We start from the raw sequence: 25,380 nt of genomic DNA, 5'->3' as shown, positions 1-25,380 counted from the left end.
TAGTATTTTATTGTAAAATCAGACTTTGATTTGAATATTAAATAAAACTTAATAACAAAATAAGGAGAGTGGATGTTAGAAATAGATGTGCCATTGATGCTTTTAACGGCTATCGTTTTCTTTGTCTTGATCGCCATTTTAAATCCTTTGCTATATAAGCCAATGCTTAAATTTATAGATGACAGAAATGCCTCTATAAAAAATGACGAAGAGAGCACTAGCAAAAATGCAAGCGACTTAAGCGTTCATGAAAAAGAGATCGAAGAGATCATACAAAATGCAAGATCTGAGGCTAACAAAATAAGACAAGAGGCCTTAAATTTGGCAAAAGAAGAGTCTTTAAAAGAGATAAATGCGGTAAAAAGTAGTTTAGAGGCTGATTATAATGAGTTTTTAAACGCTTTAAGCTCTCAAAAAGATAGCCTAAAGGCAGATCTATCAGCTAAACTACCTGAGCTTAGAGCAGCTTTAAACGCTAAGCTCTCTAAAATTTAAAGGAAATTTATGAAGATAAAAATTTTATTTTTTCTAGCACTTCCATTTCTAGCATACGCTAGCGAGCATGGTGGAACAAACTACGACATAGTCGAGAGAACACTAAACTTCTTACTTTTTTTTGCTATTTTGGTATATTTTGCTGCTAAGCCACTAAAAGCTCTTTATCAAAGCAGGATAGATAGGATCGCAAATAAGCTTGAGAGCATCCAAGAGAAGCTTCGCGACTCTAAAGCTAAAAAAGATGACGTTCTAAAGCGTGTAGAAGAGGCTAAGCAAAATGCAAATGCTCTAATAGAAACTGCGAAAAAAGAAGCTGTAAATTTAGCTGCAAAAGTTAAAAAAGAGGCTCAAAACGATATCGCAAATATCGAAAAAGGTTACAAAGAGCAAAAAGAATTTGAAGAGCGCAAGATGACAAAAGGCGTTGTAAATGAAATTTTGAGTGACATTTTCTCAAGCGATAGCCTAAAAGTCGATCAAAAAGAGCTTGTAAATATCATACTTAAAAAGGTTAGCTAATGAATGAAGTAGTAGCTAAAAAATACGTAAAGGCGATCTTAAGCGACGTAAAATCCAATGAACTTAATGCATTTGTTGAAAATTTATCAGAGCTAGCTGCTGCTTTTGCTAGCGATAAATTTAAAAGCATTATAAGTTTGCCAACACTAAAGGCTTCACAAAAGGTTGAATTTGTACTATCTTTGGTTAAAAATCAAGATATTAAATTTGCAAATTTTATAAAGCTTCTTGGTGCGAACAAAAGACTAGAGCTTATACCTGCGATACTAGATGAGATGAAGATAGAGCAATCTTTGCTTGAAAATACATATCGCGGCGAGGTTGTTGGAAATTTTGATCTAAGCGCTGAGCAGCTAAAAGCTTTGGAAGAGAATTTCTCCAAGAAATTTAACTCTAAGATCAAGCTTGATGGCTCAAAGAGCGATTACAACGGTGTAAAAGTTGAGTTAGACGATTTAGGTGTCGAGGTAAATTTCTCTATCGACAGACTAAAAAGTCAAATGAGTGAATATATATTAAAAGCAATTTAAAAAGGAGTGAAAGCGTGAGTGCAAAAATTAAAGCTGACGAAATTAGCACGATAATCAAAGAGCGTATTGAAAATTTTGATTTAAGTGTTGATGTAGAAGAGACCGGTAAAGTCATCTCAGTCGCTGATGGCGTTGCTAACGTTTATGGTTTGAAAAACGTTATGGCTGGCGAGATGGTTGAATTTGAAAGCGGCGAAAAAGGTATGGCTCTTAACCTTGAAGAGAGCAGTGTTGGTATAGTTATCCTTGGAAAAACTAGCGGTATCACAGAAGGCAGCTCTGTAAAAAGACTTAAAAAACTTCTACGCGTTCCAGTTGGCGACGCATTGATCGGCCGTGTTGTAAATTCACTCGGTGAGCCAATCGACGCAAAAGGGCCAATCGAAGCTACTGAATCTCGCTTCGTTGAAGAAAAAGCAAAAGGTATCATGGCAAGAAAAAGCGTTCATGAGCCACTTCAAACAGGTATCAAAGCTATCGATGCACTTGTGCCAATTGGTAGAGGTCAAAGAGAGCTAATCATCGGTGACCGCCAAACTGGTAAAACAACAGTTGCTATCGATACTATTATCAACCAAAAAGGTCAAGATGTCATTTGTATCTATGTAGCTATCGGTCAAAAACAATCAACCGTTGCTCAAGTCGTTAAAAAACTTGAAGAGTACGGCGCTATGGACTACACTATAGTTGTAAATGCTGGTGCTAGTGACGCAGCTGCGCTTCAATACCTTGCTCCGTACGCTGGTGTAACAATGGGTGAATACTTTAGAGATAACTCTCGCCACGCGCTAATCATCTATGATGACTTGTCAAAACACGCGGTTGCTTATCGTGAGATGTCTTTGATCCTAAGAAGACCACCGGGTCGTGAAGCTTATCCAGGCGACGTTTTCTACCTTCACTCAAGACTTCTAGAAAGAGCAAGTAAGCTAAATGACGCGCTAGGTGCTGGATCTTTAACAGCTCTACCTATTATCGAGACTCAAGCGGGCGACGTTTCAGCTTATATTCCAACAAACGTTATTTCAATTACAGATGGTCAAATTTTCCTTGAGAGCGACCTATTTAACTCAGGTATCCGCCCAGCGATCAACGTTGGCCTTTCTGTTTCTCGTGTCGGTGGTGCAGCTCAGATCAAAGCTATCAAACAAGTTTCTGGTACGCTAAGACTAGACCTTGCTCAGTACCGCGAACTACAAGCATTTGCTCAGTTTGCAAGTGATCTTGACGAGAGCTCAAGAAAACAACTAGAGCGCGGTCAAAAAATGGTTGAAGTACTAAAACAACCTCCATATTCTCCGCTTCCAGTTGAGAATCAAGTAGTTATCATATTTGCTGGTGCTAAGGGCTATTTAGATGACGTTGCAACTACAAATGTAACAAAATTTGAAGCTGAGCTATATCCATATATCGAGGCAAAATACCCTGAAATTTTTGAGCAGATCAGAACTAAAAAGGTTCTTGATAAAGAAGTAGAAGAAATTTTACATAAAGCGTTGAAAGATTTTAAAGCGACTTTTGCCGCTAACTAGGGCTAAGATATGTCAAATTTAAAAGATATAAAACGAAAGATCAAGAGCGTCCAGAATACTCAAAAGACAACGCGTGCGATGAAGCTTGTCTCTACAGCAAAGCTTCGCAAAGCTGAAGAGGCTGCACGCTACTCTAGAGTTTATGCACTTAAGATCAATGAGGTTTTATCGGAGATAGCTTATAAGATCAATCAATACGCTTCAGTTATGACTGAGAGTAAATTTTTTAACACAACAAAGAGTGTAGAAAAGGTTGATATTATATTTGTTACCGCTGATAAAGGGCTTTGCGGTGGCTTTAATGTCCAGACTATAAAGACAGTTAGGCGCATGATCGATGAGCTAAAAGCCAAAAAGATCAAAGTTAGACTAAGAGCTGTTGGTAAAAAAGGTATAGAATTTTTCAATTTCCAAGGCGTTGAACTACTTGAGACTTATGTCGGAGCTAGCTCTTCTCCTACTTATGAAAAAGCTCAAAAGATCATAAAAGATGCCATTGATGACTTTACAAACGGCATAACAGATAAGGTCGTGCTAATACACAATGGCTATAAAAATATGATTTCTCAAGAGATTAGAGTAAATGATATTGTGCCTATTGAGCCGTCTAAGATAGTTGCGGTTGAGACAAATTCTTTGATGGAATTTGAGCCAGAGGACAACTATATTAAGATTATGGATGAATTGCTCAATAAATATTTTGAGTATAGTATGTATTATGCTTTGGTTGATTCTTTGGCGGCTGAGCACAGCGCTAGAATGCAAGCTATGGATAATGCAACAAACAATGCTAAAGAGCGTGTAAAACAGTTAAATCTTGCTTACAACAAAGCAAGACAAGAGTCTATTACCACTGAGCTTATCGAGATTATCAGTGGTGTTGAATCAATGAAATAAAAGGAGTATGAATGAAGGGTGTTATTAGTCAAGTTATGGGCCCTGTGGTCGATGTTGACTTTAATGACTACTTGCCGAAGATCAATGAAGCTATCGAAGTTTTCTTTGAGGTTGAGGGCAAGAAACATAAACTAATATTAGAAGTTGCTGCTCACCTAGGTGATAATAGAGTTAGAACTATTGCTATGGATATGAGTGAGGGTCTGACTCGTGGCTTAGAGGCTAAAGCACTTGGTGCACCTATAAGCGTGCCGGTTGGCGAAAAAGTTTTGGGTAGAATTTTTAACGTAGTTGGCGATTTGATCGACGAGGGTGAGGGTATAAATTTCGATAAGCACTGGTCTATCCACCGCGATCCTCCTCCATTTGAAGAGCAAAGTACAAAGAGTGAAATTTTTGAAACTGGTATCAAGGTAGTTGATCTTCTAGCTCCTTATGCGAAGGGTGGTAAAGTAGGTCTATTTGGTGGTGCTGGTGTTGGTAAAACGGTTATTATTATGGAGCTTATCCACAACGTTGCGTTTAAACACAGTGGTTATTCTGTATTTGCAGGCGTTGGTGAGAGAACTCGTGAAGGAAATGACCTTTATCACGAAATGAAAGAAAGTAACGTTTTGGATAAAGTTGCCTTGTGCTACGGCCAAATGAACGAGCCACCAGGAGCAAGAAACCGTATCGCACTAACTGGCCTTACAATGGCTGAGTACTTCCGTGATGAGATGGGACTTGACGTTTTGATGTTTATCGATAACATCTTCCGTTTCTCTCAATCAGGTGCAGAGATGTCAGCTCTACTTGGACGTATCCCATCAGCTGTTGGTTATCAGCCAACTCTTGCAAGTGAAATGGGTAAATTCCAAGAGAGGATCACATCAACTAAAAAAGGTTCGATCACATCTGTTCAAGCTGTTTATGTTCCGGCTGACGACCTTACAGACCCAGCCCCTGCGACGGTTTTTGCTCACCTTGACGCTACGACAGTTCTTAACAGATCGATCGCAGAAAAAGGTATCTATCCAGCTGTTGATCCACTTGATTCAACATCAAGAATGCTCGATCCTCAAATTTTAGGAGTAGATCACTATAAGGTAGCTCGCGGCGTTCAAGCTGTGCTTCAAAAATATAAAGACCTTCAAGATATCATCGCTATCCTTGGTATGGACGAGCTTAGCGAAGAAGATAAACTAACAGTTGATAGAGCAAGAAAGATAGAGAGATTTTTATCTCAGCCATTCTTCGTTGCTGAAGTATTTACAGGCAGCCCTGGTAAATATGTAAGTCTTGACGAAAATATCGCTGGCTTTAAGGGAATTTTAGAAGGCAAATATGATCATCTACCAGAAGCAGCATTTTATATGGTCGGAAATATAGATGAGGCTTTAGCTAAAGCTGAAAAACTTAAGGCTTAAATTTAAAAAGGAAGCGTAATGGATAAATTACATTTAGAGATCGTAACTCCTCAAGGTCAGATATTTAATGATGACGTGAGTAGTGTAGTGCTTCCAGGTAGCGAGGGTGAGTTTGGTGTTTTGCCAAACCACGCCTCATTAATATCTCTTTTAAAAGCAGGTATTATAGATATAGAAGATAAGCATAAAAAGCATGATGTAGTTGCTATTAACTGGGGCTATGCAAAGATCGATGAGGGCAAAGTAGTTATACTAGCTGACGGTGCGGTCTATGTCTCTGGCAATAGTGAAAGCGAGCTTGCAAATTCATTAGAAGCTGCTAGAAATTTGATAGAGAGTATGAGCAGTGATACAAATGCTTTTGCAGCAACTATATCAAAAATGGAAAATGTAGTGAGAGCAAGATAAGTGGGCGGAATAGATATATTTTTAAATTACATTCAAAGAAGTAGTTTTATTACAATTATAGTTTTAACTTGGTTGTCAGTATATTTTATAGTTAGTTTTACAATTCTTTTTTCAAGAATGGCTGGTATAGGAGCTTGGCAAAAACGCGAGCAAAATGCGCTTGAAGCACTACTTATGGGCGCTAAAAATATACCAAACGACTCATCTTTAAAGAAGTGTGCAAGTGGTAGAATTTCGAAAGAAAAGCTAAATGTTTGCATAAGTATTGCCGAAAAAAATGCTACAAGCGGGCTTACATGGCTTAGTGTAATAGCTTCTACTTCTCCATTTATTGGTCTTTTTGGAACAGTTGTGTCTATCTTGGAGACATTTTCACAGCTAGGAAATGGTGCAGGTTCATCTCTTGGAGTTATAGCCCCAGCTATTTCAGAAGCGCTTGTTGCGACAGGTTGTGGAATTTTTGTTGCGATCCCAGCATATACATTTAACTTGCTTATAAAAAGAAAAGCTTACGAATTAATGAGCGTTATCGAGCGTCAAGCTGACGTTATGATAGCACTTAAAAAAGATGACGAGACGTTATAGATGGCTCTTAAATTTGACGACGAAACACCAGAGTTAAACATAACGCCTCTTGTTGATATCATGCTTGTTTTGTTGGCTATTTTAATGGTTACAATGCCAACTATAACATATCAAGAAGATATAACATTGCCAGATGGCTCAAAGGCAAAAACATCTACGTCTAAACAAAAAGATCTTATAGTGTCTATAAATGCACAAGGACAAGTTAGAATAGATCAAAGTACAATGAGCCTTGCTGAACTTCCAGATAACATTGCACTAATGAGTGCAAAATATGACAAAACCTCGCCTATATATATAAAGGCTGATAAAAATTTAAAATACGATGATGTTATGTTTGTATTAAAGACTTTAAAAGGTGCTGGTTTTAATAAAGTAGCTTTAGAGACAAACGGTTAAGATGCCTAATAAAGTTAAATTTCCAACGCTTAGTTCATTTTTTGTAGCGTTTTGTATTTACATTATCATTGTGCTTGCTTTGTTTATAAAGCTTACTTTTTTTAGCGAACCTCCTAAAAAATATACTGATGACAAAGATGCTATTATGGATGTAGTTATGGTTGATAGAGAAGTCGATCAAACCATAAAAGCGCCAAAACAAGCAAAAGAGGTCGTAAAAGAGACAAAACCAGAACCTAAAAAAGAGTCAGAAGAAGATAAACAAGAGACTACAAATAAGCCTGTTGTGCCAGATGAGCCATTGCCAACCCCAAGCTTGCCAACTCCTCCAAAAGAAGAGCCAAAGCCTGAGCCTAAAAAACCAGAACCAAAGCCTGAAATCCCAAAACCTAGCGAAGAGCCTAAAGAGGATGTTAAGCCAGAGCCTAAACCTGAGCCTAAACCTACACCAAAGCCAGTTGAAAAGCCAAAACCAAAAGAGCCAAATATAAAAGACCTCTTTAGTGACATAGACTCTACTAAACTTAAAAAAGATGATGGTATAAAAAAGGCTGAAAATAAAGTGCAAAGCCGCAAAAAAAGCGAGGCTTCTAGCTCAAAAGCTGCAAAAGAGGCTAGCGACATAATTAAGAGTTTAAAGATAGATCAAAACCCAACAGCTCCAAAGTCACAAATGACCGGCACTTATGATCCATTGATGGGAGCCATAACAAAACAAATTCAAAGAAGATGGCAAAGCTATAAAGCTGACTCTGCAAATATAGCTAAGGTAAAAGTCATGATAGATCAGAGTGGAAATTTCAACTATGAAATTTTAGAGCTATCATACAATGAAGAGTTTAATGCAAAGGTTAGAGAGTGCCTGGAAAAGCTTACTGCAGAGAAATTTCCATTTAATCCAGATAAAAGTACTACTTTTAATTTAAATTTAGAAGATAAAATAAACTAAAATTTATAAATTTACGGAGTAGAGATGAAGAAAATTTTTCTTTTTTTGTGCGTTGCTCTAGGGCTTTATGCTGCTGATGCGACGATATCTGTTATAAACCAAGGTGTTGCTTTGCCAAAGATAGCTTTGCAAGATGCAACTACAGCTGTTAGTGATGCAGGCTTTAAAGATAAATTCTTTAAGATCATGCTAGGCGACTTGAAAGTTAGTTCTGACTTTGAGGTTATCGAAGATCACGTGCCTTCAACCTATGAGGGAACAGCAGCTACAAATACAATGAGCGACAAAGGTGTTGAGCTTATCTTTAGATATGCTCTTGAGGGTTCTATGGGCTCACCTCTTACTTTAAGAGTAAAACTCATAGATGCAAAGACTGCAACTACAAGGTATGAGAGAGTATATAACATGCCTGATGGTGCGAAGTATCCGTTTTTAGCACACAAAAGTATAGTTGAGCTAACAAATGAGCTAAATTTACCACCAGTTGGTTGGATGGAGAAATTTATCATCCTAGCAAAATACACTTCGGCTCGCCAAAGCTCTATTATAGTGGCTGATTACACACTTACATATCAAAAGACAATCGTAAGCGGTGGTCTAAACATCTTCCCTAAATGGGCAGGCGCTGATCAAAGTAAATTTTACTATACATCTTATGTGAATAACAAACCAACTTTGTTTAGATATGACCTAAATTCAGGCACAAAAACGAAGATAATCGACAGCGTTGGTATGCTTATAGCTTCAGACGTTAGCAAAGATGGAAGCAAAATTTTATTAACTATGGCGCCAAAAGATCAGCCAGATATTTTTATCTACAACACAGGTAGTAAGAATTTAACTCAGATCACAAACTATCCAGGCATCGATGTAAACGGAAATTTTGTAGATAATGACAGCAGAATAGTTTTTGTCTCAGATAGACTTGGATATCCAAACATCTTCGCAACACCTGCAACCTCAGGCGGAAGTGTTGAGCAAATGGTATTTCATGGTAAAAACAACAACTCAGTAAGCACTTTTGAAAACTATGTAGTTTATTCAAGTAGAGAGGCTAGTGGTGGCTTTAATATTTATCTGATCTCAACTCAAACAGATTTTATCCGTCAGCTTACAGCAAATGGTAAAAATAACTATCCAAGATTTTCAAGTGATGGTCAAAGTGTCGTATTTATCAAAGAACTTGGCGGTCAAAGCTCGCTTGGCGTTGTTAGATTAAATGAGAACAGAAGTTTTCAATTTCCACTAAAAGTAGGTAAAATTCAATCTATTGATTGGTAATATTCTGATAATATTTAAAAAAATATGTTATAATTCGACCAAATTTTTCAAAAAGGATAAGGAATGAAAAAAGTAGTTCTAGCAAGTGTTGCAGTTGCAACTTTATTGTTGAGCGGTTGTAGCTCTAAAAACCCTGAAGTTGATATGAATGCAAATTCAAATCAATCTGCAGATAACTCAGGTAGCATGAGCGATGCTGATAGATTAGCAGCTCTTATCGCTAACATCGAGAGCCAAGTTAAAAGTGTATACTTTGACTTTGATAAATTTAACATCAAAGCTGATCAACAAGGTGTTGTTAGCTCAAATGCATCAGTATTCAACCAAGCTGACGCTCAAGCTCTTTCTATAAAAGTAGAAGGTAACTGCGACGAGTGGGGTACAGATGAGTATAACTATGCTCTTGGTCTAAAACGTGCTAAAAGTGCTAAAGACGCTCTTGTAAGAAATGGCGTTAGCGCTGATAGAATCGCTGTAGTAAGCTTTGGCGAAAGCAACCCAGTTTGTACAGACAAAACAAAAGCTTGCGACGCTCAAAACAGACGTGCAGATTTCAAAGTACTTCCTTAATCTGTAAGTAATAATGAATAAAAAAATAATCATTGCGGCTCTTCTTGGAGCCGCTTTCTCTATAAGTTCAGCTCAAGAAGTTTCAGCATTTGATGCAGGTAATATGGATAGCGCAAATCCATACGGACTAACAGATGATGAAAAAGCAACTCTAAGCAATAAAAGAAGCGTTCAAAATATCGAAGAAAACATGGATAATGTTTCAGAACAACTTCAAGGTTTGCAAAGCTTGATTGAGAGTATGAGTGCTAGAATGAACAAGCTTGAGCAAAGAATGAACGATATCGAAACCAAAGTCAATGGTGGTATAAGCGATTCTGGTGTAAGTTTGACATCATTAAAAGCTTATGTTGATGAGACTAGAGATATACAAGATAAAAACTATAAAAATATTACTGCTGCCTTAAATAAATTAGGCGCGATAATGGATAAAAATGCTGCTCAACCAAAGCAAAATGCAAATCCAAAACAACAAAATAAGCCAACATCAAATTTTAGTGGCAAAAGCGACAAGGACATTTTAGCTGATGGCATTAAGCTTTTAAATTCTGGCAATAGCACAGAAGCAGCTGAATATTTTGAATACTTAAATAAAAAAGGCTATAAAACTGGTGCTTCAAATTATTATCTAGGTGAAGTTGCTTATAGTCAAAAATCATACAGCACAGCCATACAATACTATAAAAAAAGTATACAAAGTGAAGATAAGGCTGATTACACTCCAAAACTTTTGTATCACACAGCTATAAGCTTTGATAAGATCGGTGATACTCAAAGTGCCAACAGGTTTTATAAGGCTTTAAAAGTAGGCTATCCAGATAGCAAAGAAGCCAAAGCCGCTCCCAACAGAAACTAAAATTTACTCTTTTTTAGATATAATCTCACATTAATCAAAACTAAATTCCAAGGAGATTATTGTGAGTAAAGATCAAGTTATAACTATGTTTTATGAGCTAAAAGACGCTAATACTGGCGAAATTTTAGAGTCAAATATGCAAGAAGGTGGTCAAATTTCTTTTATTACAGGACATGGCCACATTATAGAAAAGCTTGAAGAAGAAGTTAGTAAACTAAAATCAGGCGACAAAGCTACTATAAATATCAAAGCAGCTGAGGGTTGTGGCGAATACAATAAAGACGCCATCCAATCACTTCCAAAAGAGCAGTTTGCTGGTATAGACCTACATGAAGGCATGGAGCTTTTTGGTCAAAATGAAGATGGCTCAAGTGTTCGCGTCATCGTTAAAGAAATAAAAGATGACGAAGTGACAGTTGATTTTAATCACCCATACGCGGGCAAAGACTTGCTATTTAATGTTGAAATTTTAGAAGTTAGAGACGCAACTGAAGATGAAAAAGCAACTGGCATGGTAGCAGGCGCTCACACTTGCGGTTGTGGCGGACATGATCACGATCACGAGCATGAGTGCTGCGGTGGTCACGGACATGGCGAAGGTGGTTGCGGTTGCGGCGGTCACGGACATCATCACCACTAAGAAGCCAAAATGAAAAAATTTGCTTTTATTTTTGCGGGTCAAGGCTCGCAAAGTGTTGGCATGGGGAAAGATTTTTATGAAAATTTCTCTTCAGCAAAACTTCTATTAAATGACGCTTGCAACGACACAGGTATTGACTTTGAAGAGCTTTTATTTACGCAAAACGACAAGCTAGATAAGACCGAATTTACTCAGCCTGCCATCGTTTTAAACTCGCTTATGAGCTATCTAGCTTTTAGTGAGCGCATAAAGGCTAAGTCAGAGTTTAGCCTAGGCCACTCTCTAGGAGAATTTACAGCCCTTGCAGTTAGTGGTGCGTTTAGCTTTGTTGAAGCGATTAGACTTGTAAATTTACGTGGTAAATTTATGCAAGAAGCCTGCATTGGCAAAGATGCTGGCATGATGGTAGTGCTAGGTCTTAGCGACGAAGTCGTTGAAGGGATTTGTAAAGAAGCACAGAATGAGGGCTTGCAAATTTACGCTGCAAACTACAACTGTGATGGTCAGATAGTTGTAGCTGGTGTGAGAGCAAACCTTGCAAAATACGAGGCAAAATTTAAAGAAGCAGGCGCAAAAAGAGCAATGCTTTTAAATATGTCAGTAGCTAGCCACTGCCCGATACTTGAGCCTGCTAGCGTTAAACTAGCAAACGAGCTTGAGAGCGTTTTGGCTGAGAACTTTGCCCCAGTCGTTTCAAACGTAAATGCAAAAATTTATACTGATAAAAACGAAGCGCTAGTGCTTTTAAAAGAGCAGCTAACGCATCCAGTTCGTTACAAACAAAGTATCAAAAACTACGAAAACGAGATTGATTGCTTTATCGAGCTTGGTGCGGCGACACTAAAAGGCATAAACAAAAAGATCACAGAAAAACCGACATACAGCGTCACAGACATGGCGAGCCTTGAAGAGGTTGTGAAGATTTTGGAGGAGAGATGATAGCGATACTTGGAGCGATGCAAGAGGAGATCACACCTATCCTTGAGATGGTGGGAGAGTATAAAACCACAGAGTACGCAAACAACAAATTTTACGAGGCAAACTACAAAGGCAAGGACCTAGTCATCGCCTACTCGAAGATTGGCAAGGTAAATGCGGCGATCACTGCGACCTTGATGATAGAGAAATTTAAGGCATCAAAGCTGCTTTTTACAGGCGTTGCTGGCTCACTTGATGAGAATTTGAAAATAGGCGATATGCTATATGCCACCAGCCTTGTGCAGCACGACCTTGACATCACAGCTTTTGGTCATCCATACGGCTTTGTGCCAGGGACAAGTATCTTTGTCAAGAGCGATGAGGGTTTAAATGAGCTAGCTAAAAATGTCGCTGGTAAAAAGGGCATGAGGCTAAATTCAGGCATCATCGCAACTGGCGATCAGTTTATCTGTGACAACGAGAAAAAAGAGTGGATAAAAAAGATATTTAACGCTAGTGCTACCGAGATGGAGGGTGCGAGCGTTGCGCTAGTTTGCGAGACACTTGGCGTGCCATTTTTCATCCTTAGAGCCATCAGCGACGGAGCTGGCAACGAGGCTGAGTTTGACTTTGATAAATTCTTGCAAGATTCAGCAAACGTGAGCGCTAAATTTATCCTAGAAATGGTGGAGAGCTTATGATAGAGCTTAGCAAAAGGCTACTAAGGCAGGTTGGTCAGACAAACGCTAGATACAAGATGATAGAGGGCGGAGATAAGATCTTACTCGGTCTTAGTGGCGGTAAAGACAGCCTCGCACTCGCTCATGTGCTAAAACATGTGCAAAATGTCACGCCTGAGAAATTTGAGTTTAAGGCGGTGACGCTAAGCTACGGCATGGGCGAGGACTACGCGTATCTTACCAAGCACTGCAACGAGCATGGCATAGAGCACGAGGTGATCGATAGCTCGATATTTGAGATATCAAAGGAGAAGATCCGTAAAAATTCTAGCTTTTGCAGCTTTTTTTCGCGCATGAGAAGAGGCTATCTCTACACCTATGCGCTAAAGCATGGCTTTAACAAGCTTGCGATCGCTCACCATTTGGACGACGCAGCCGAGAGCTTTTTTATGAATTTCACCTACAATGGCGCGCTAAGGACGCTTGCTCCAAAATACAGAGCTAAAAATGGCATCGTCGTGATCAGGCCATTTATCTTTGTGCGCGAAAGACAGCTTCGCGAAAATGCGATCAAAAATGAGCTAAGAGTTGTTGGCGATGAGGCGTGTCCTGCGATGAGATTTGACGTGAAGATGCCACACGCTAGATATGAGACCAAGCAGCTTCTAGCAAATTTAGAAAAAGAAAATCCAAAGCTCTTTACATCGCTTAAAGCAGCATTTGAAAACATCCACACAGATACATTTTTTGGTATCAACGAAGGCAGTGAAGAGTAAATTTAACTCTTCATCTCTGCCATTAAAGCTAAATTTACAACCAAATTTCTTACAACTACCAAAAAAGCCAAAACTCATTTTTAAGTAGGAACGCTCCTTGCTTACTAAATATAAATTTGATAAGCAAGGATGAAAAATGAGCATTTTTAGTGTTAGCACGCAAAAGTATAGCTCAGTAGCTACTGAGGCAAAAGCAAGGAAACTTCAAAAAGAGCAGTCTGAAAGTGCCAAATTTCAAAACGCTCTTGCAAATAATGAAAAAACAAAAGACATTGCACAAAATTTACAAAGACTTGAGCTTACAAAAGATACACAGCAAAGCATTTATAGCGTGAAGTTTAAAGACAAAAACTGTGCTACAAGGCGGCACAACAAGGATAACTGATGAGGCTCGCAATGTATATAGAGACAAACTCATACTTACAAAGCAAGATAGAAGCGAGATAGGCATACCAAAGGCTTATTATGATGAGATACTGTCTGGCAAGAAAGATATAAAAGATATACTAGCTAGGATTTTAAAGCTTAGAAATTTAGAGCTTAAAAAAGATCAAACGCTTGAGGGGCTAGCAAATAAAATAATGGACGTTTTAAAAGAATTTGATGAGAGGACGAAGGTAAAAGCCTAAAGTCCGTCAAGTAAAATTTTATAAAGGCGGTTTATCTCATCGTCATTTAGCTCGATCGTGCTTTTTGTATCAAACAAATTTTTGATCTTGCTAGCGTCAAATTCGCTCCTATCAAGGCAGTGCTTGTGAGATGGCAAAAAGCCACGAGTGAGGCAAAGCTCGCTTTCTATCTCCTCGTCGCAGATAAAGCACTCAAGCTCGCTGTGAAGCCTGCCTTCATACTCTAAAATTTTGACGTAGCTTTCGATGATAAGGCGCTTTGGGTTTTGTAGCTGCATCTGTTTGGCGCAGCGATCAAGCTCAAAAAAGTAAATTTCATCGAGCTGCTCGACCTCTTTTAGATGATCATAAAGTAGGCGCATAAACTGCTGCCAAATGATGAGTTTGTCGCGCTCTAGCAGCCATTTAAAGCCAAGGTGAAGTATGCTTCTAAGCTTTGGTAGAAATTTCGCCTCTTGCTCGAGCTCAAAGTCGATCTTGTAGCCAGTCATGATGTTTGAGTGGCGAGCGCCAAAAAATCTATATGACTTTACGAGCAAATTTGGCGTTAGCACAAAGACTAAAAGGTCCTCGTCTCTGACCTTTTGCACGCGCAGGATGTAGCCTTGCATCTAGGCAAAAAACTCCCTTATGCGCTCTCTCATCACGTGGGCATCTTTGATGAAATTTATATCGTTTCTAAAGGTTGTTGCGCCGTCGATGCCCTTGCTGTATTGGTGCAAATGCTTTCTAAATATGCAAAGTCCGTGCTCGCCGTAGTGCTCGATCATAGCGTCGAAGTGAGCTAGGATGATCTCTTGTTTTAGCGTCTTATCCACGCTACTTTTGGTCTTTATCTCGTGAAATATCCAAGGGTTGCCGATGCTTGCCCTGCCGATCATTAGGGCGTCGCATTTTGTGAGATTTAAAATTTCATCTGCATTTTGCGCGTTGATATCGCCATTTGCAACGACTGGGATTTTCACGCTCGCCTTTACTCTGGCGATCGCTTCATAATCAACCTTTGCAGTGTATCCACCAGCTCTGGTGCGACCATGTACTGCGATATAGTCTGCGCCAGCTTCTTCGCAGGCTTTTGCTATCCGCTCTTCGTTTTTGTCGTTAAAGCCAAGTCTAAATTTAACGCTTAGGCTCTCTTTGTTTGAGACGCTTTTTATGGCTTCGATTATGCTTTGAAGTTTGTCTAGATCGTTTAGCAAAGCCGATCCTGCGCCTTGTCTAACGACCTTTGGCACGGGGCAGCCACAGTTTAGATCGAGCCCATAAATCCCATCAAATTTATTGATTATCAACACGGCTTTTTTTAGATTTTCTATATCGCTACCAGCTATTTGAACGACGTAAGGCTCTTCGTTTGGGGATTTTTTAAGCATTTCAAGGGTTTTGTCACTGCCCTCATAGACCAGAGCATTTGCGCTGATCATCTCGCTAACAGTGACGTCGCAGCCAAATTTCTTGACGACGCTTCGTAACGGCAGGTCAGAAAAGCCAGCAAGTGGCGCTAAGAAAAGTGGCTTTTTGCTAAAGTCTATCATTTAAAAAATAGCGAGCTAGGCACCATTTTGCCGTTATCTCGCAAAAATAGTAAAACCTTTATCTCTTTAAACTCATCAGGGTCGCTACCCTCGATGGCTTCTCTTACTTTATCAAGCATCTGAAGCTCAAATAGCGCATATACGTAGGCTTCATCAGCGTCAGCATGGATGCTTTTTAGCTTCTCAAAGATGCCGATAAATGCGTCTGGTTTTAGTTTATTTTTAAGCATTATAGCTGCTTTGTCGTATTGTGCTTTTGTCACTTTTGCGTTGTTTAAAAGATCGAAAATTTCATCGCTACTTAGGTCGATCTCATCATCTACAAAACGCGTGATAATGGTCATTATATCTTCACTTGCTAGCTCTGGATCGATTTTTTTAATCTCACTAAATGAAGCTGTTTTTATGAGCTTATCGAAGGCCGCTTTTTTAAGGCTATCGTTTTGCTCTTGATTTTTAAGCACATCAAGATAGTAAGTAGGCATCTGCTCGATCTTATTTAGCTCGTTTAGGATGTTTAGCTTGCTATCTTTTGCTAGTCTAAATTTCTTTAGATCGACGATCTCTTTGTTTTTTATGCTTTTTATGGTTTGTAAGATATTGTTTATCTCGCCGTCATCAACACCAACATCTTTAAGCTCGCCTACTGGTGAGATAGAGCGTGTGAGCTGTGAGGCGATCTTGTAAGTATCGGTTTTGAAGTCTTTGTTGCTCTCAAAGCCAAGAAGCGTCTCTTTTGCAAGGTCTTTGTAGAGCTGACTATCTTTTTTTATCCATTTTTTATATCTATAAAAGGCGTATCCGTGATATGCGATGTGAAGTAGGGCAAGGAGTGCCAAAAGGGCTACTGGAAGTGCTACCCAGACAGCTACTGGCAAGGTTATGGCTTGACCTAAGAGCTCAAAGGTGAAGTCTGAACTATTAAGAGAATAGGTAAGTCCTGCAACAACTGCTGTGTAGATGATGCAGTAGACGAGAAATTTTCTGGTTTTCATATTTTCTCCTTAGTTTTTTGCTGTTTTTTCTATTATCTCACGACAAGCTATACAGTATTTTGCATGCGGTTTTACTTTTAGGCGAGGGACACCGATCTCCTCTTCGCACATGTCACAAATTCCATAAGTCTTGTTTGCTATCTTCTCAAGCGCCTCGTCGATCTCGTGAAGCTCGGCTCTTTGCTGGGTTGATATAGACTGCTCTATAAGTTGGTCGGTATTTACTGAAGCGATGTCAAATTCATCGCTTACGCCACTATCTCTTAGACCGCTTACTTCAACTGATGAGTCATAAATATTTTTTTTGATTTGTAGCTTTCTATCTTCAAGTAGTTTTTTGAAAAAATTTAGCTCGTTTTGAGTCATTTTATATTCCTTTATTTGTGATATGGGTGGTTTGCATTGATACAAAGCCCTCTAAAAATTTGCTCAAAAAGTACGAGCTTGGCGACTTTGTGCGCCATAGTCATCTTGCTTAAGCTTACGACTTTTTGTGCCTTGTCTTTTAAATTTTGGCTAAGCCCATAAGCTCCACCTATGAAAAAATTGATCTGTGAATTTGAGTTTAAAATTTGAGCAAATTCTTGGCTGTCAAGCTGTGAGCCATTTTCATCAAGCATCACGCAAAAGCCTTTTAAATTTGGCTCGTAAATTTCATCATAAGCTCTTAGTGCTTCGCTTCTGCCACTACTTTGAGCCTTTGCTATCTTTTCATTAAATATTATTTTGTCGTTTATCTTGGCAAATTTTGCACTCATTTTTATATATTCTTGTATCTCGTTTTCAAAGTTGTCACGTGATGATTTTTGAATGCTAAAAACCGAAATTTCCAAACTTATCCTTTGGTTTTTAGCTTTAGCTCAAAGCCAGCTTCGTTTCCAGTTGTCACTTCGCTTTTAGAGATCATAGCTTTGTTATTTGTAAGAAATTTAACCATATCGCTTAGATATTTTTTGTGCTCGCTTCTTGGCACGATGTCATCTATAAGGCCATGCTCTAGTAAAAATTCAGCCCTTTGAAAGCCCTCTGGAAGGTCAGCGCCTATGGTTTGTTTGATAACTCTTTGTCCTGCAAAGCCTATTAGTGCGCCAGGTTCAGCGATTATTAGATCTCCAAGCCATGCAAATGATGCACTAACGCCGCCCATCGTAGGATCAGTAAGGATAGAAATATATGGTAGTCTTGCTTCATCAAGAAGTTTTAGGGCTGCTGAAGTCTTTGACATCTGCATCAAAGAAAATGTGCTCTCTTGCATCCTAGCGCCACCAGATGCACTTACGATGATTAAGGCTTGGCGTTTTTCGATCGCGCGTTTTATCGCTCTTACGATCTTTTCGCCCTCAACTGAAGCTAGTGAGCCGCCCATAAAGCCAAAGTCAAAAACAACTAGCTGAATTTCTTGTCCGTTGCATTTGCCTTCGCCGCATATCACTGAGCTTGTGTGTCCTGTTTTTTCTTTATTTTCTGTAATTCTTTTTTTGTATGATTTTTTATCGACAAAATTTAAAGGATCTACTGGTTTTAAATTTGCGTCAAATTCTACAAAGCTACCTTCATCGCAGATCAAATTTATGCGATCATCAGCTTTTAATCTCATGTGGTAGCCGCATTTTGGGCATACATTAAAACAAGCTTCAACTTCTTTGTAATACATCAGTGAGTGGCAGTTGTCGCATTTTACCCAGTGTGTAGGTGCTTCTTCTGGACGAGGTTGAGCTTTTCTTATCTTTGAAAAAATGTCTGAGAAATTCATCTTTTTACCCACTTATATTAAAAATTGTGGGATTATATCTAATGTTAGCCTTGCTTTTTCTTATATGACTTAAAGTTTGTTTGTTTGCGGGGGATTTAAGGGGCAAACTAGCCCCTTAAAAGTATCTTATTAGAAGCGTCTTCCTATAGTAAATTCAAATGTATTTGTATCATCGCCCTCTTTAGGTTTAAGAGCTTTTGCGAAGATTAGTTGAAGTGGTCCGATAGGTGTTATCCACTCGATACCTGTGCCAACTGATGATCTTTTTATCTCGTTTAGACTATTTTCACCGATCATGCCATAGTCGTAAAATACAACACCACGCATTTTAACACGCTCTATGATAGGGAAGCTCATCTCGACTGAGTTGTTAAATGAAGTCTCGCCGCCGTATTCATAGTAGTCGCCATTATATTTTACTTTTGGAGATACGGTTCTGCTTTCGTAGCCACGTAAGCTTCTTATGCCACCAAGGTAAAGCCTTTCGTTGATAGGAGTATAGCCTCTCTCCCAAATTTTGCCAAAGCTTGCTTTATATCTTAAGATAAGATCGTAGTCGATATACTCTCTAAGGCCTAGATAGTAGTTGAAATTTGTGCGGTTTTTAACAAAATCCATATCACCACCAAGTCCTGCTATCTCAAATGATGTACTGGCTATGATACCGCGTCTTGGCAAGTAGTAATCATCAGTGCTGTTATATGTTAAAGCTGGAGTTATAGCGCTTTTTATAGCCTTGCCTTCTCTATAAATCTCTTTGCCTGTGTATCTATTTATGTCTCTAAGCTCATCGTCTTTTAGAGTAACTTTACTTTGCTCGATATTATAAGTAAGTGATGCACTTAAATTTCTAGTTAATTTTCTACCAAGTGTTGTGCTAAAGCCGTAACTTCTCTCTTTATATGTTCTCCAGTCGTAGTCGTTTGCATAGAGCGTTCCGCCAAGGCTATACTCTGAGTCAAAAATTCTTGGATTTGTAAGACTTATCTGACCTGAAAGCTCTCTATCACTCTTATCAACGCTTACTTGTCCTTGAAGACCAGAGCCAAAGATGTTTGTGTCAGAAAGTGCAGCGTTTAGTAGCAAGCCATCGCTACTTCCGTATCCGATACCGCCGCTTATTGAGCCAGTTGAAGCCTCTTTTACTTTTACTTTTAGATCGACTGTGTTTTTATCAACTGGATCTTCTTCTATCTCGACATCGTCAAAGTAGCTTGTTCTTTTTAATGCATCTTTTGAGTCTTGAAGGTCGGTTCTACTATATAAATTTCCCTCAGTTAGATATAGCTCACGTCTTACGACACGATCAACTGTTCTGTCGTTTCCTGAAATTTGAACATTTCTTATATATACTTTTTCGCCAGGATCTACTTCGTAGTCGATATCAACTGTTTTATTTTCATCAAATTTGTCAGTCTTTGGATAGACTTTGACAAATGCATAACCCTTGTCAGCTACCATATCGTCAAGCTTTTTCATATCTTGGCGAAGTCTTGCCGAGTTCATCGTATCGCCAGCTTCTAGTCTAAAGTCATCTATGATCTTTTTAGTATCAAGTCCTAGCTCTTCAGGTGCTGTGATGCTTACATTTGAAACCTTATAAGGCTCGCCCTCGTGGATGTAGTATGTAAGATCAGCCGTGTAGTTATCAAATGACGCATTTAGATAAGGTGACGAAACCGTCGCATCTAGATAACCCTTTTGAAAATATTTATCTTGAATCCTTGCTGGGTCATTTTCAAGCTCGAAAAGTTTAACTTTACCGTCGTTTCTGCCCCAAAGCCAGCCCATAAATTCTCTACTTTTGTTTGCAACTACTGGCTCGATATCATCATAGTCAAACTCTTTTGCACCGACTAAATTTACCTTTTTGATTATCATATTTTCGCCACGGTTTATATTTAGAGTGATGAAAAGTGAGCTGTCGTTGTCTGCAACTGGCTGTTTTTCTACATCAACAACTGTGTCAAAGTAGCCTTTTGACTCGTAATACTGGCGAATTCTCTCTTTTGTTTTTTCGATAGTTAGCTCATCATACATATTGCCAGGTTTTATGTTGATTAGCGATTCGATCGCAGTTTTGTCGTTTGTCACAACACCCTTTAGATCGACTCTAGCGACACTTGGCTTCTCTTTTACTTTTACTAAAAGATTGCCATTACCTGTATCTTCTATATAGATATCATCAAAATAACTTTGCTTGTATAAATTTGTGATGGCCTTATCGCTAAGCTTTGGAGTTAGCTCTTGACCGACTTTTAGCCCCATTATCTGAGTGGCTACATCAGGTGAAAGGTGGATTAGACCTTTGAAATTTATTGACTGAATCGTTTGCGCATTTAGACTGCTTAAAGCTAGTGCTAGTAAAAATAATTTCTTTTTCATTAAATTTAACCTAGAGTTTTAGTATAAGTGCGTATAATATCATATTTTATTTTTAAAAAATTTAAATTTTATAATTTTAAAGGTTTTTTATGAAAATAGGTATCATCGGACTTGGTCTTATGGGTGGCTCGCTTGGTCTTGCATTAAAAGATGAAAAATTGATCTCGTGTGTCAGCGGATATGACAAAGATGAAAATCACAGTAAAAAAGCACTCGAGCTTGGACTGGTGCATGAAATTTTAAGCATTGATGAGATGAAAAAGAAGTGTGACATCATCTTTTTGGCCGTTCCAGTTGAGGCTATCGTAAGCATCGTGCAAAATTTAACTGACATTAGTGAAGATACGACGATCATCGACTTTGGCTCGACAAAGCAAAAGATCATCGAGGCCGTTCCAGAGAAAATTCGTAAAAATTTCATCCCAGCTCACCCGATGGCAGGTACTGAGTACTCTGGTCCAGAAGCTGCCTTTAAGTCACTTTACACAGGCGCAACTGTTATAGTTTGCGACTTTGCTGAGAGCGCAGAAAAGCACGTAAAAAGAAGCGTTGAGCTATTTTCTTGTCTTGGCATGAAGATCATTTTCATGAGTGCAAAAGAGCATGATCATCACGTGGGTCTCATCTCGCATCTGCCTCACGCTATTGCATTTTCGCTTGCTAGTGGGATCTTGAAAGAAGAGGATAAAAGGCATATCGTTGCACTTGGCGGACCGACATTTAAGGGTATGATACGTGTTGCAAAGAGCTCGCCATTTATGTGGAGCGATATCTTTAAGCAAAATAAAAATAATGTCGTTGCCGCGATAAATATGTTTGAAAAAGAGCTAAATTTATGCAAAGATCTTATAAAAGACGAGCGCTGGGATGAACTTTTTGATTGGATGAGCGAAGCTAGAGCTGTAAGAGAAATTTTGTAATTAACTAAAAATTTATTGATTATATGTAAAATTTCGCAAATAAAATTTAAGGTAATAATATATGTATAGACGTGGAATAGGTGGTTTTGGTATTGTTGTGGTTTTACTTGTTTTGATATTAGCTGGTGGCTTTGGTTATGCTTTGATGTCGAAAGACTTTGAGCGAAACGAGCCAATCATCGGCGTTGCTGATAAGGTTTATTGGAACCTTCGCTCGCCTATGAATATCAAATTTAAAGATGACAGCGGCATAAAATTTGTGCGCATTAGCATAAATGACGGCAAAAATGACCTAAATTTACTAAATCAAATCATACAAAACCCAAGCACCGAGCTTGATGTAAATTTGACCTTCCCAAAGACTGGATTTTTTGCTCAAAAAGACACTTATGAGATGAGTATAGAAGCGGTCGATACTAGCAAATGGGGCTTTTTTACTGGCAATAAAGCAAGCAAAAAAGTTGAAGTCGTACTTGATACATCAAAGCCTGATCTTTACGTGCTTTCTCAGTCTTACTCTATCTCAAAAGGCGGTAGCGCTGTTGTCGTCTTTAGAGCGACTGATAATCAGCTAAAAGAGGTTTATGTCCAGACAAATTTTGGTAAGAAATTTAAGGCTGTGCCATTTTACAAAGAGGGCTTTTATGCAGCACTTGTTGCTTGGCCAGTACAGGTTGAAAACTTTAGCGCTGAGGTCATCGCAAGAGACTTTGCGGGCAATGAGAGCAAATCTCACGTGAGATATTTTTATGAAAATGTAAAATACAAGACTTCAACCATTGCTTTAAATGATAGATTTTTAGACGGAAAGATCGTTGATCTAACAGATCAATACGCCAAAGATCCAAACGCTCTTTCTAGGCTTGATAAGATGAAATTTGTCAATGAAACACTAAGAAACTTAAATGAAGAGAAGATAACAGCACTCACTTCAAACGTCGATACTGACATCACAAACGGCTTTAATATCATCCCATTTTATCCACTTAGAAATGGCAAGAAAGTAGCTGATTTTGCCGACCACCGCTTCTATACATATAATAATGAGCAAGTAAGTGAATCGTGGCACATGGGTATAGATTTTGCAAGCGTGGCATCAGCTCCGATAATAGCTAGCAATGCGGGCCGCGTCGTGTTAGCATCTGAGAATGGAATTTATGGTTTAAACATTGTGATAGATCATGGATTTGGACTTTATTCACTTTACGGACACTGCTCAAGTGCGAAGGTAAAAGAGGGCGATATGGTTGCTGCTGGCGATCAAATAGGTACAACTGGAACTAGCGGCCTTGCACTTGGAGATCACCTTCACTTTGGAATTTTAGTCCAAGGCGAAGAGGTAAGACCTCAACAATGGATGGATAAAAAGTGGATAAAAGACAATGTGACAAGTGTCTTAGATGCCGCAAAGGCGATGATAGATAAGAATTAAATTTGCAAATTTGATTTTTTAGTGCTATCATAAGCGAACAAAAAAATATAAGGAAAATTTTTGAAACAAACTACTATCGCAAGACGCGTTGAGACCGTTGGTATAGGGCTTCATAAGGGTGAGCCGATAAGACTTATACTAGAACCTCTTGATGCAAATTCAGGTATTATTTTGCACCGCGAAGATCTTGGTATTAGTTTTAAAGCTGAGCCTAAAAACGTTATAAATACGCAAATGGCAACCGTCGTTGGCAACGAAAAGGGCTTTATCAGCACGATAGAACACCTAATGGCAGCTGTAAATGGATACGGCATTGATAATATTAGAATTTCAGTTGATGCAAATGAAATTCCTGTCATGGACGGCAGTGCGATAAGCTTTTGTATGTTGCTTGATGAAGCTGGTATAAGATATCTTGATGCTGGTAAAAAAGTCATCCTTGTCCGCCGCGAAGTCGAGGTGATTGAGGGGTCAAAATTTGTGCGAACTTCGCCTTCAAGAAATCCAAAATTTGACTATACGATCAAATTTGACCACCCAGTTATCGGCGAACAAAGATATGTTTTTGAATTTAGCAAGAGCTCATTTGTAAAAAATATCGCTCGTGCTAGAACTTTTGGCTTTTTAAAAGACTTGCAACGCTTGCAAGCTCAAAATTTAGCACTTGGTGCATCGCTTGATAATGCCGTGGCTATCGATGATACTCATATTTTAAACCCAGAGGGTTTGAGATTTGAAAATGAGTTTGTAAGACATAAAATTTTAGACGCGGTTGGCGATTTGAGCTTGCTTGGAGCACCTTTGCTAGGGGATTACACAGCATTTGCGGGCAGCCACGATCTAAACCACAAACTAACACTTGCTTTAATGGCAGATGAGAAAAATTATGAGATCGCAACACTTAGTGGCGAGCTTTTAAAAGAGTATCAAAAGGTATTTGCATAAAAAATATTGAAATTTTAGTAGTCTCTTTATCGACTCCACTTTTAGTTGGAGTCTATAAAGATGGCGTAAAATTTGATGAGATCACAACTGACGAGCACGTCAGCGAAGCTCTGATAAAAATCCTAGAAAATTTATCCTCTAAATTTAACATCACAAAGATCATCTACGCAAACACGCCAGGTGGCTTCATGGGGCTAAAGGTGGCCTACGTCATCTTAAAGACTTTTTCTTTGGCAAAGGGCTGTGAATTTTACGCAGTAAGTGGCTTTAGTCTAAATGGCGGCCAAGCGATCAGGGCAAATAAAAATTTAAGCTTTGTGCTAAAAAATGGTGAAATTTTACTTGAAAAAGTTGAGCCTGTGAGATTTGTGTTGCCTTTAAATTTAGATGAATTAAAACTAAATTCAGATACACTTCCAAATTATATCATCCAAGCTGTTTAGGAGAAATTTTGAATATCTTAATCCCTGCCACAAGTGCAAATTTAGGACCTGGTTTTGACGCTTTAGGACTTAGTTTAAAGCTTTTTAATAGCGTAAAGATCGAACCATCTAAATTTAGCTCTGTCTCGATAAATGGCGAGGGGAGTGATAGCACAAATTTAAAAAGAAACAACATTTTTCTAAGCATTTTTAATGAAATTTTTTTAGAGCTAACCGGTAAAAATGAAAACTTCAGAATAGTTTTTGAAAACAATATCCCATTTTCAAGAGGCCTTGGCAGCAGCTCTGCAGTGATTGTCGGAGCCATAGCTTCAGCTTACGAGATGGCTGGATTTAAGGCTAGCAAAAGCGTCGTTTTAAATAAAGCTATCATCTATGAAACCCATCCAGACAATATCTCGCCAGCAGTTCACGGAGGATTTATTAGCGCGGTCGTAAAAAACGGCAATGTTTATGCAAATAAAATAAAATTAAGCGATGATATAAAAGCAGTCGTCGTCATCCCAAATAAGCCGATGAGCACTGCATCATCAAGGCAAATTTTGCCAAAAAATTACACTATGAAAGAGTGTGTAAATAACCTCTCTCACGCTGCATTTTTGACCTCTTGTTTTTATGAAAAAAGATATGATCTTTTAAGGGTAGCAAGTGAAGATATGATGCACGAAGAGCGCAGAATGAGCGCTTTAAAAGAGCTTTTTGAGGTGCGAAAGGTAGCTTATGAAAATGGAGCGCTAATGAGCACACTTTCAGGCTCAGGCTCAAGCTTTTTAAACATCGCTTACAAAGATGACGCTAAAAATTTACAAGATGTTTTAAAGAGTAAATTTAATGATTTTAGAGTTGAAATTTTTTCATTTGATAACGATGGATACGAAATCACGCAAAGCTAGAAA

The 25,380-nt window shown here is 38.6% G+C and carries 31 protein-coding genes; 24 read left to right on the top strand and 7 right to left on the bottom strand.

The window, feature by feature from the left end; translation table 11 throughout:
- The first annotated feature begins 72 nt into the window (after window positions 1-72).
- The 19 genes from CVT00_RS07875 to CVT00_RS07785 all read left to right on the top strand — a co-directional run bounded on the left by CVT00_RS07875 (window position 73) and on the right by CVT00_RS07785 (window position 14,076).
- The gene (locus tag CVT00_RS07875; protein ID WP_002939425.1) at window positions 73-495 is read left to right on the top strand and encodes a FoF1 ATP synthase subunit B'; all 423 of its coding nucleotides are present in this window, start codon (window positions 73-75) and stop codon (window positions 493-495) included.
- Window positions 496-504: 9 nt separating this feature from the next.
- Entirely contained in the window at window positions 505-1,017 is a 513-nt protein-coding gene (locus CVT00_RS07870; protein ID WP_103558859.1) for a F0F1 ATP synthase subunit B, read from the top strand.
- Window positions 1,017-1,547 carry a F0F1 ATP synthase subunit delta gene (locus tag CVT00_RS07865; RefSeq protein ID WP_087582694.1) on the top strand — a complete coding sequence of 177 codons (531 nt, stop codon included), beginning with the start codon at window positions 1,017-1,019 and terminating at the stop codon, window positions 1,545-1,547. The genes CVT00_RS07870 and CVT00_RS07865 overlap by 1 nt, the downstream gene beginning before the upstream one ends.
- 14 nt (window positions 1,548-1,561) lie before the next feature.
- On the top strand, window positions 1,562-3,079 hold the full coding sequence (atpA, locus tag CVT00_RS07860) for a F0F1 ATP synthase subunit alpha (protein WP_002939385.1): 1,518 nt from the start codon (window positions 1,562-1,564) through the stop codon (window positions 3,077-3,079).
- A gap of 9 nt (window positions 3,080-3,088) precedes the next feature.
- Window positions 3,089-3,976 carry an ATP synthase F1 subunit gamma gene (gene atpG, locus CVT00_RS07855; RefSeq protein ID WP_103558858.1) on the top strand — a complete coding sequence of 296 codons (888 nt, stop codon included), beginning with the start codon at window positions 3,089-3,091 and terminating at the stop codon, window positions 3,974-3,976.
- 11 nt (window positions 3,977-3,987) lie between these two features.
- A complete protein-coding gene (gene atpD / locus CVT00_RS07850) occupies window positions 3,988-5,385 on the top strand; it encodes a F0F1 ATP synthase subunit beta (RefSeq protein ID WP_103558857.1) in 1,398 nt (465 codons plus the stop codon).
- 18 nt (window positions 5,386-5,403) lie between these two features.
- Window positions 5,404-5,793, top strand: coding sequence for an ATP synthase F1 subunit epsilon (gene atpC / locus CVT00_RS07845; protein ID WP_002939398.1), 390 nt, complete (start codon window positions 5,404-5,406; stop codon window positions 5,791-5,793).
- Window positions 5,794-6,378 (top strand): MotA/TolQ/ExbB proton channel family protein, encoded by a 585-nt coding sequence (locus CVT00_RS07840; protein WP_103558856.1) that lies wholly within the window; start codon window positions 5,794-5,796, stop codon window positions 6,376-6,378. It abuts the gene before it with no gap.
- Window positions 6,379-6,777, top strand: a complete 399-nt coding sequence (locus CVT00_RS07835; RefSeq protein WP_002939405.1) for a biopolymer transporter ExbD — start codon at window positions 6,379-6,381, stop codon at window positions 6,775-6,777.
- Window position 6,778: 1 nt separating this feature from the next.
- A complete protein-coding gene (locus CVT00_RS07830; protein ID WP_103558855.1) occupies window positions 6,779-7,726 on the top strand; it encodes a TonB C-terminal domain-containing protein in 948 nt (315 codons plus the stop codon).
- Window positions 7,727-7,750: 24 nt separating this feature from the next.
- Window positions 7,751-9,007 carry a Tol-Pal system protein TolB gene (gene tolB, locus CVT00_RS07825; protein ID WP_103558854.1) on the top strand — a complete coding sequence of 419 codons (1,257 nt, stop codon included), beginning with the start codon at window positions 7,751-7,753 and terminating at the stop codon, window positions 9,005-9,007.
- Window positions 9,008-9,070: 63 nt separating this feature from the next.
- Window positions 9,071-9,577: an OmpA family protein gene (locus CVT00_RS07820; protein ID WP_002939415.1), complete on the top strand. Its 507-nt coding sequence runs from the start codon at window positions 9,071-9,073 to the stop codon at window positions 9,575-9,577.
- A 13-nt stretch (window positions 9,578-9,590) separates the two neighbouring features.
- Window positions 9,591-10,433: a tetratricopeptide repeat protein gene (locus CVT00_RS07815; RefSeq protein WP_009294338.1), complete on the top strand. Its 843-nt coding sequence runs from the start codon at window positions 9,591-9,593 to the stop codon at window positions 10,431-10,433.
- A gap of 55 nt (window positions 10,434-10,488) precedes the next feature.
- Window positions 10,489-11,073, top strand: a complete 585-nt coding sequence (locus tag CVT00_RS07810; RefSeq protein ID WP_223154902.1) for an FKBP-type peptidyl-prolyl cis-trans isomerase — start codon at window positions 10,489-10,491, stop codon at window positions 11,071-11,073.
- Between the two features lie 9 nt (window positions 11,074-11,082).
- The gene (gene fabD, locus CVT00_RS07805) at window positions 11,083-12,012 is read left to right on the top strand and encodes an ACP S-malonyltransferase (RefSeq protein WP_103558852.1); all 930 of its coding nucleotides are present in this window, start codon (window positions 11,083-11,085) and stop codon (window positions 12,010-12,012) included.
- Window positions 12,009-12,692 carry a 5'-methylthioadenosine/adenosylhomocysteine nucleosidase gene (locus tag CVT00_RS07800; RefSeq protein WP_103558851.1) on the top strand — a complete coding sequence of 228 codons (684 nt, stop codon included), beginning with the start codon at window positions 12,009-12,011 and terminating at the stop codon, window positions 12,690-12,692. The genes fabD and CVT00_RS07800 overlap by 4 nt, the downstream gene beginning before the upstream one ends.
- Complete coding sequence (locus CVT00_RS07795) at window positions 12,689-13,447, top strand: tRNA 2-thiocytidine biosynthesis TtcA family protein (RefSeq protein ID WP_103558850.1); 759 nt, start codon at window positions 12,689-12,691, stop codon at window positions 13,445-13,447. Before CVT00_RS07800 ends, CVT00_RS07795 begins: the two co-directional genes overlap by 4 nt.
- A gap of 136 nt (window positions 13,448-13,583) precedes the next feature.
- On the top strand, window positions 13,584-13,832 hold the full coding sequence (locus tag CVT00_RS07790; protein WP_181000516.1) for a hypothetical protein: 249 nt from the start codon (window positions 13,584-13,586) through the stop codon (window positions 13,830-13,832).
- On the top strand, window positions 13,801-14,076 hold the full coding sequence (locus tag CVT00_RS07785; RefSeq protein ID WP_230853739.1) for a hypothetical protein: 276 nt from the start codon (window positions 13,801-13,803) through the stop codon (window positions 14,074-14,076). The genes CVT00_RS07790 and CVT00_RS07785 overlap by 32 nt, the downstream gene beginning before the upstream one ends.
- Here the strand turns inward: CVT00_RS07785 and recO are convergent.
- From recO to bamA, 7 genes are all read right to left on the bottom strand, one after another.
- The gene (gene recO, locus CVT00_RS07780; protein WP_021085792.1) at window positions 14,073-14,687 is read right to left on the bottom strand and encodes a recombination protein RecO; all 615 of its coding nucleotides are present in this window, start codon (window positions 14,685-14,687) and stop codon (window positions 14,073-14,075) included. The two genes, CVT00_RS07785 and recO, sit on opposite strands and share 4 nt — an antisense overlap.
- Window positions 14,688-15,611, bottom strand: a complete 924-nt coding sequence (locus CVT00_RS07775; RefSeq protein WP_103558849.1) for a tRNA dihydrouridine synthase — start codon at window positions 15,609-15,611, stop codon at window positions 14,688-14,690.
- Window positions 15,608-16,606 carry a uroporphyrinogen III synthase HEM4 gene (locus tag CVT00_RS07770; protein ID WP_103558848.1) on the bottom strand — a complete coding sequence of 333 codons (999 nt, stop codon included), beginning with the start codon at window positions 16,604-16,606 and terminating at the stop codon, window positions 15,608-15,610. The genes CVT00_RS07775 and CVT00_RS07770 overlap by 4 nt, the downstream gene beginning before the upstream one ends.
- A 9-nt stretch (window positions 16,607-16,615) precedes the next feature.
- Window positions 16,616-16,972, bottom strand: coding sequence for an RNA polymerase-binding protein DksA (dksA, locus tag CVT00_RS07765; RefSeq protein ID WP_021085778.1), 357 nt, complete (start codon window positions 16,970-16,972; stop codon window positions 16,616-16,618).
- Between the two features lie 11 nt (window positions 16,973-16,983).
- A complete protein-coding gene (locus CVT00_RS07760) occupies window positions 16,984-17,439 on the bottom strand; it encodes a 23S rRNA (pseudouridine(1915)-N(3))-methyltransferase RlmH (RefSeq protein ID WP_107914685.1) in 456 nt (151 codons plus the stop codon).
- Between the two features lie 2 nt (window positions 17,440-17,441).
- Entirely contained in the window at window positions 17,442-18,359 is a 918-nt protein-coding gene (gene accD / locus CVT00_RS07755; RefSeq protein WP_107914858.1) for an acetyl-CoA carboxylase, carboxyltransferase subunit beta, read from the bottom strand.
- Between the two features lie 129 nt (window positions 18,360-18,488).
- The gene (bamA, locus tag CVT00_RS07750) at window positions 18,489-20,744 is read right to left on the bottom strand and encodes an outer membrane protein assembly factor BamA (RefSeq protein WP_103558847.1); all 2,256 of its coding nucleotides are present in this window, start codon (window positions 20,742-20,744) and stop codon (window positions 18,489-18,491) included.
- A gap of 89 nt (window positions 20,745-20,833) precedes the next feature.
- Between bamA and CVT00_RS07745 the strand changes: the two genes are divergently transcribed.
- The 5 genes from CVT00_RS07745 (at window position 20,834) to thrB (ending at window position 25,377) form a co-directional block, all read left to right on the top strand.
- Window positions 20,834-21,664: a prephenate dehydrogenase gene (locus CVT00_RS07745; protein ID WP_009294324.1), complete on the top strand. Its 831-nt coding sequence runs from the start codon at window positions 20,834-20,836 to the stop codon at window positions 21,662-21,664.
- Between the two features lie 61 nt (window positions 21,665-21,725).
- Window positions 21,726-23,096: a M23 family metallopeptidase gene (locus CVT00_RS07740; protein WP_103558846.1), complete on the top strand. Its 1,371-nt coding sequence runs from the start codon at window positions 21,726-21,728 to the stop codon at window positions 23,094-23,096.
- 60 nt (window positions 23,097-23,156) lie between these two features.
- Window positions 23,157-24,041 carry a UDP-3-O-acyl-N-acetylglucosamine deacetylase gene (gene lpxC / locus CVT00_RS07735; protein ID WP_103558845.1) on the top strand — a complete coding sequence of 295 codons (885 nt, stop codon included), beginning with the start codon at window positions 23,157-23,159 and terminating at the stop codon, window positions 24,039-24,041.
- A 110-nt stretch (window positions 24,042-24,151) separates the two neighbouring features.
- Window positions 24,152-24,484: a glycoprotease gene (locus CVT00_RS07730; RefSeq protein WP_430516363.1), complete on the top strand. Its 333-nt coding sequence runs from the start codon at window positions 24,152-24,154 to the stop codon at window positions 24,482-24,484.
- Between the two features lie 8 nt (window positions 24,485-24,492).
- On the top strand, window positions 24,493-25,377 hold the full coding sequence (thrB, locus tag CVT00_RS07725; protein ID WP_107914681.1) for a homoserine kinase: 885 nt from the start codon (window positions 24,493-24,495) through the stop codon (window positions 25,375-25,377).
- Window positions 25,378-25,380 lie beyond the last annotated feature (3 nt).

It is taken from the genome of Campylobacter concisus (genome assembly GCF_003048675.2).
Lineage (GTDB): Bacteria > Campylobacterota > Campylobacteria > Campylobacterales > Campylobacteraceae > Campylobacter_A > Campylobacter_A concisus_F.
Note: the sequence above shows the minus strand (reverse complement) of the source record. Positions and strands in the feature narration are given on the sequence as shown.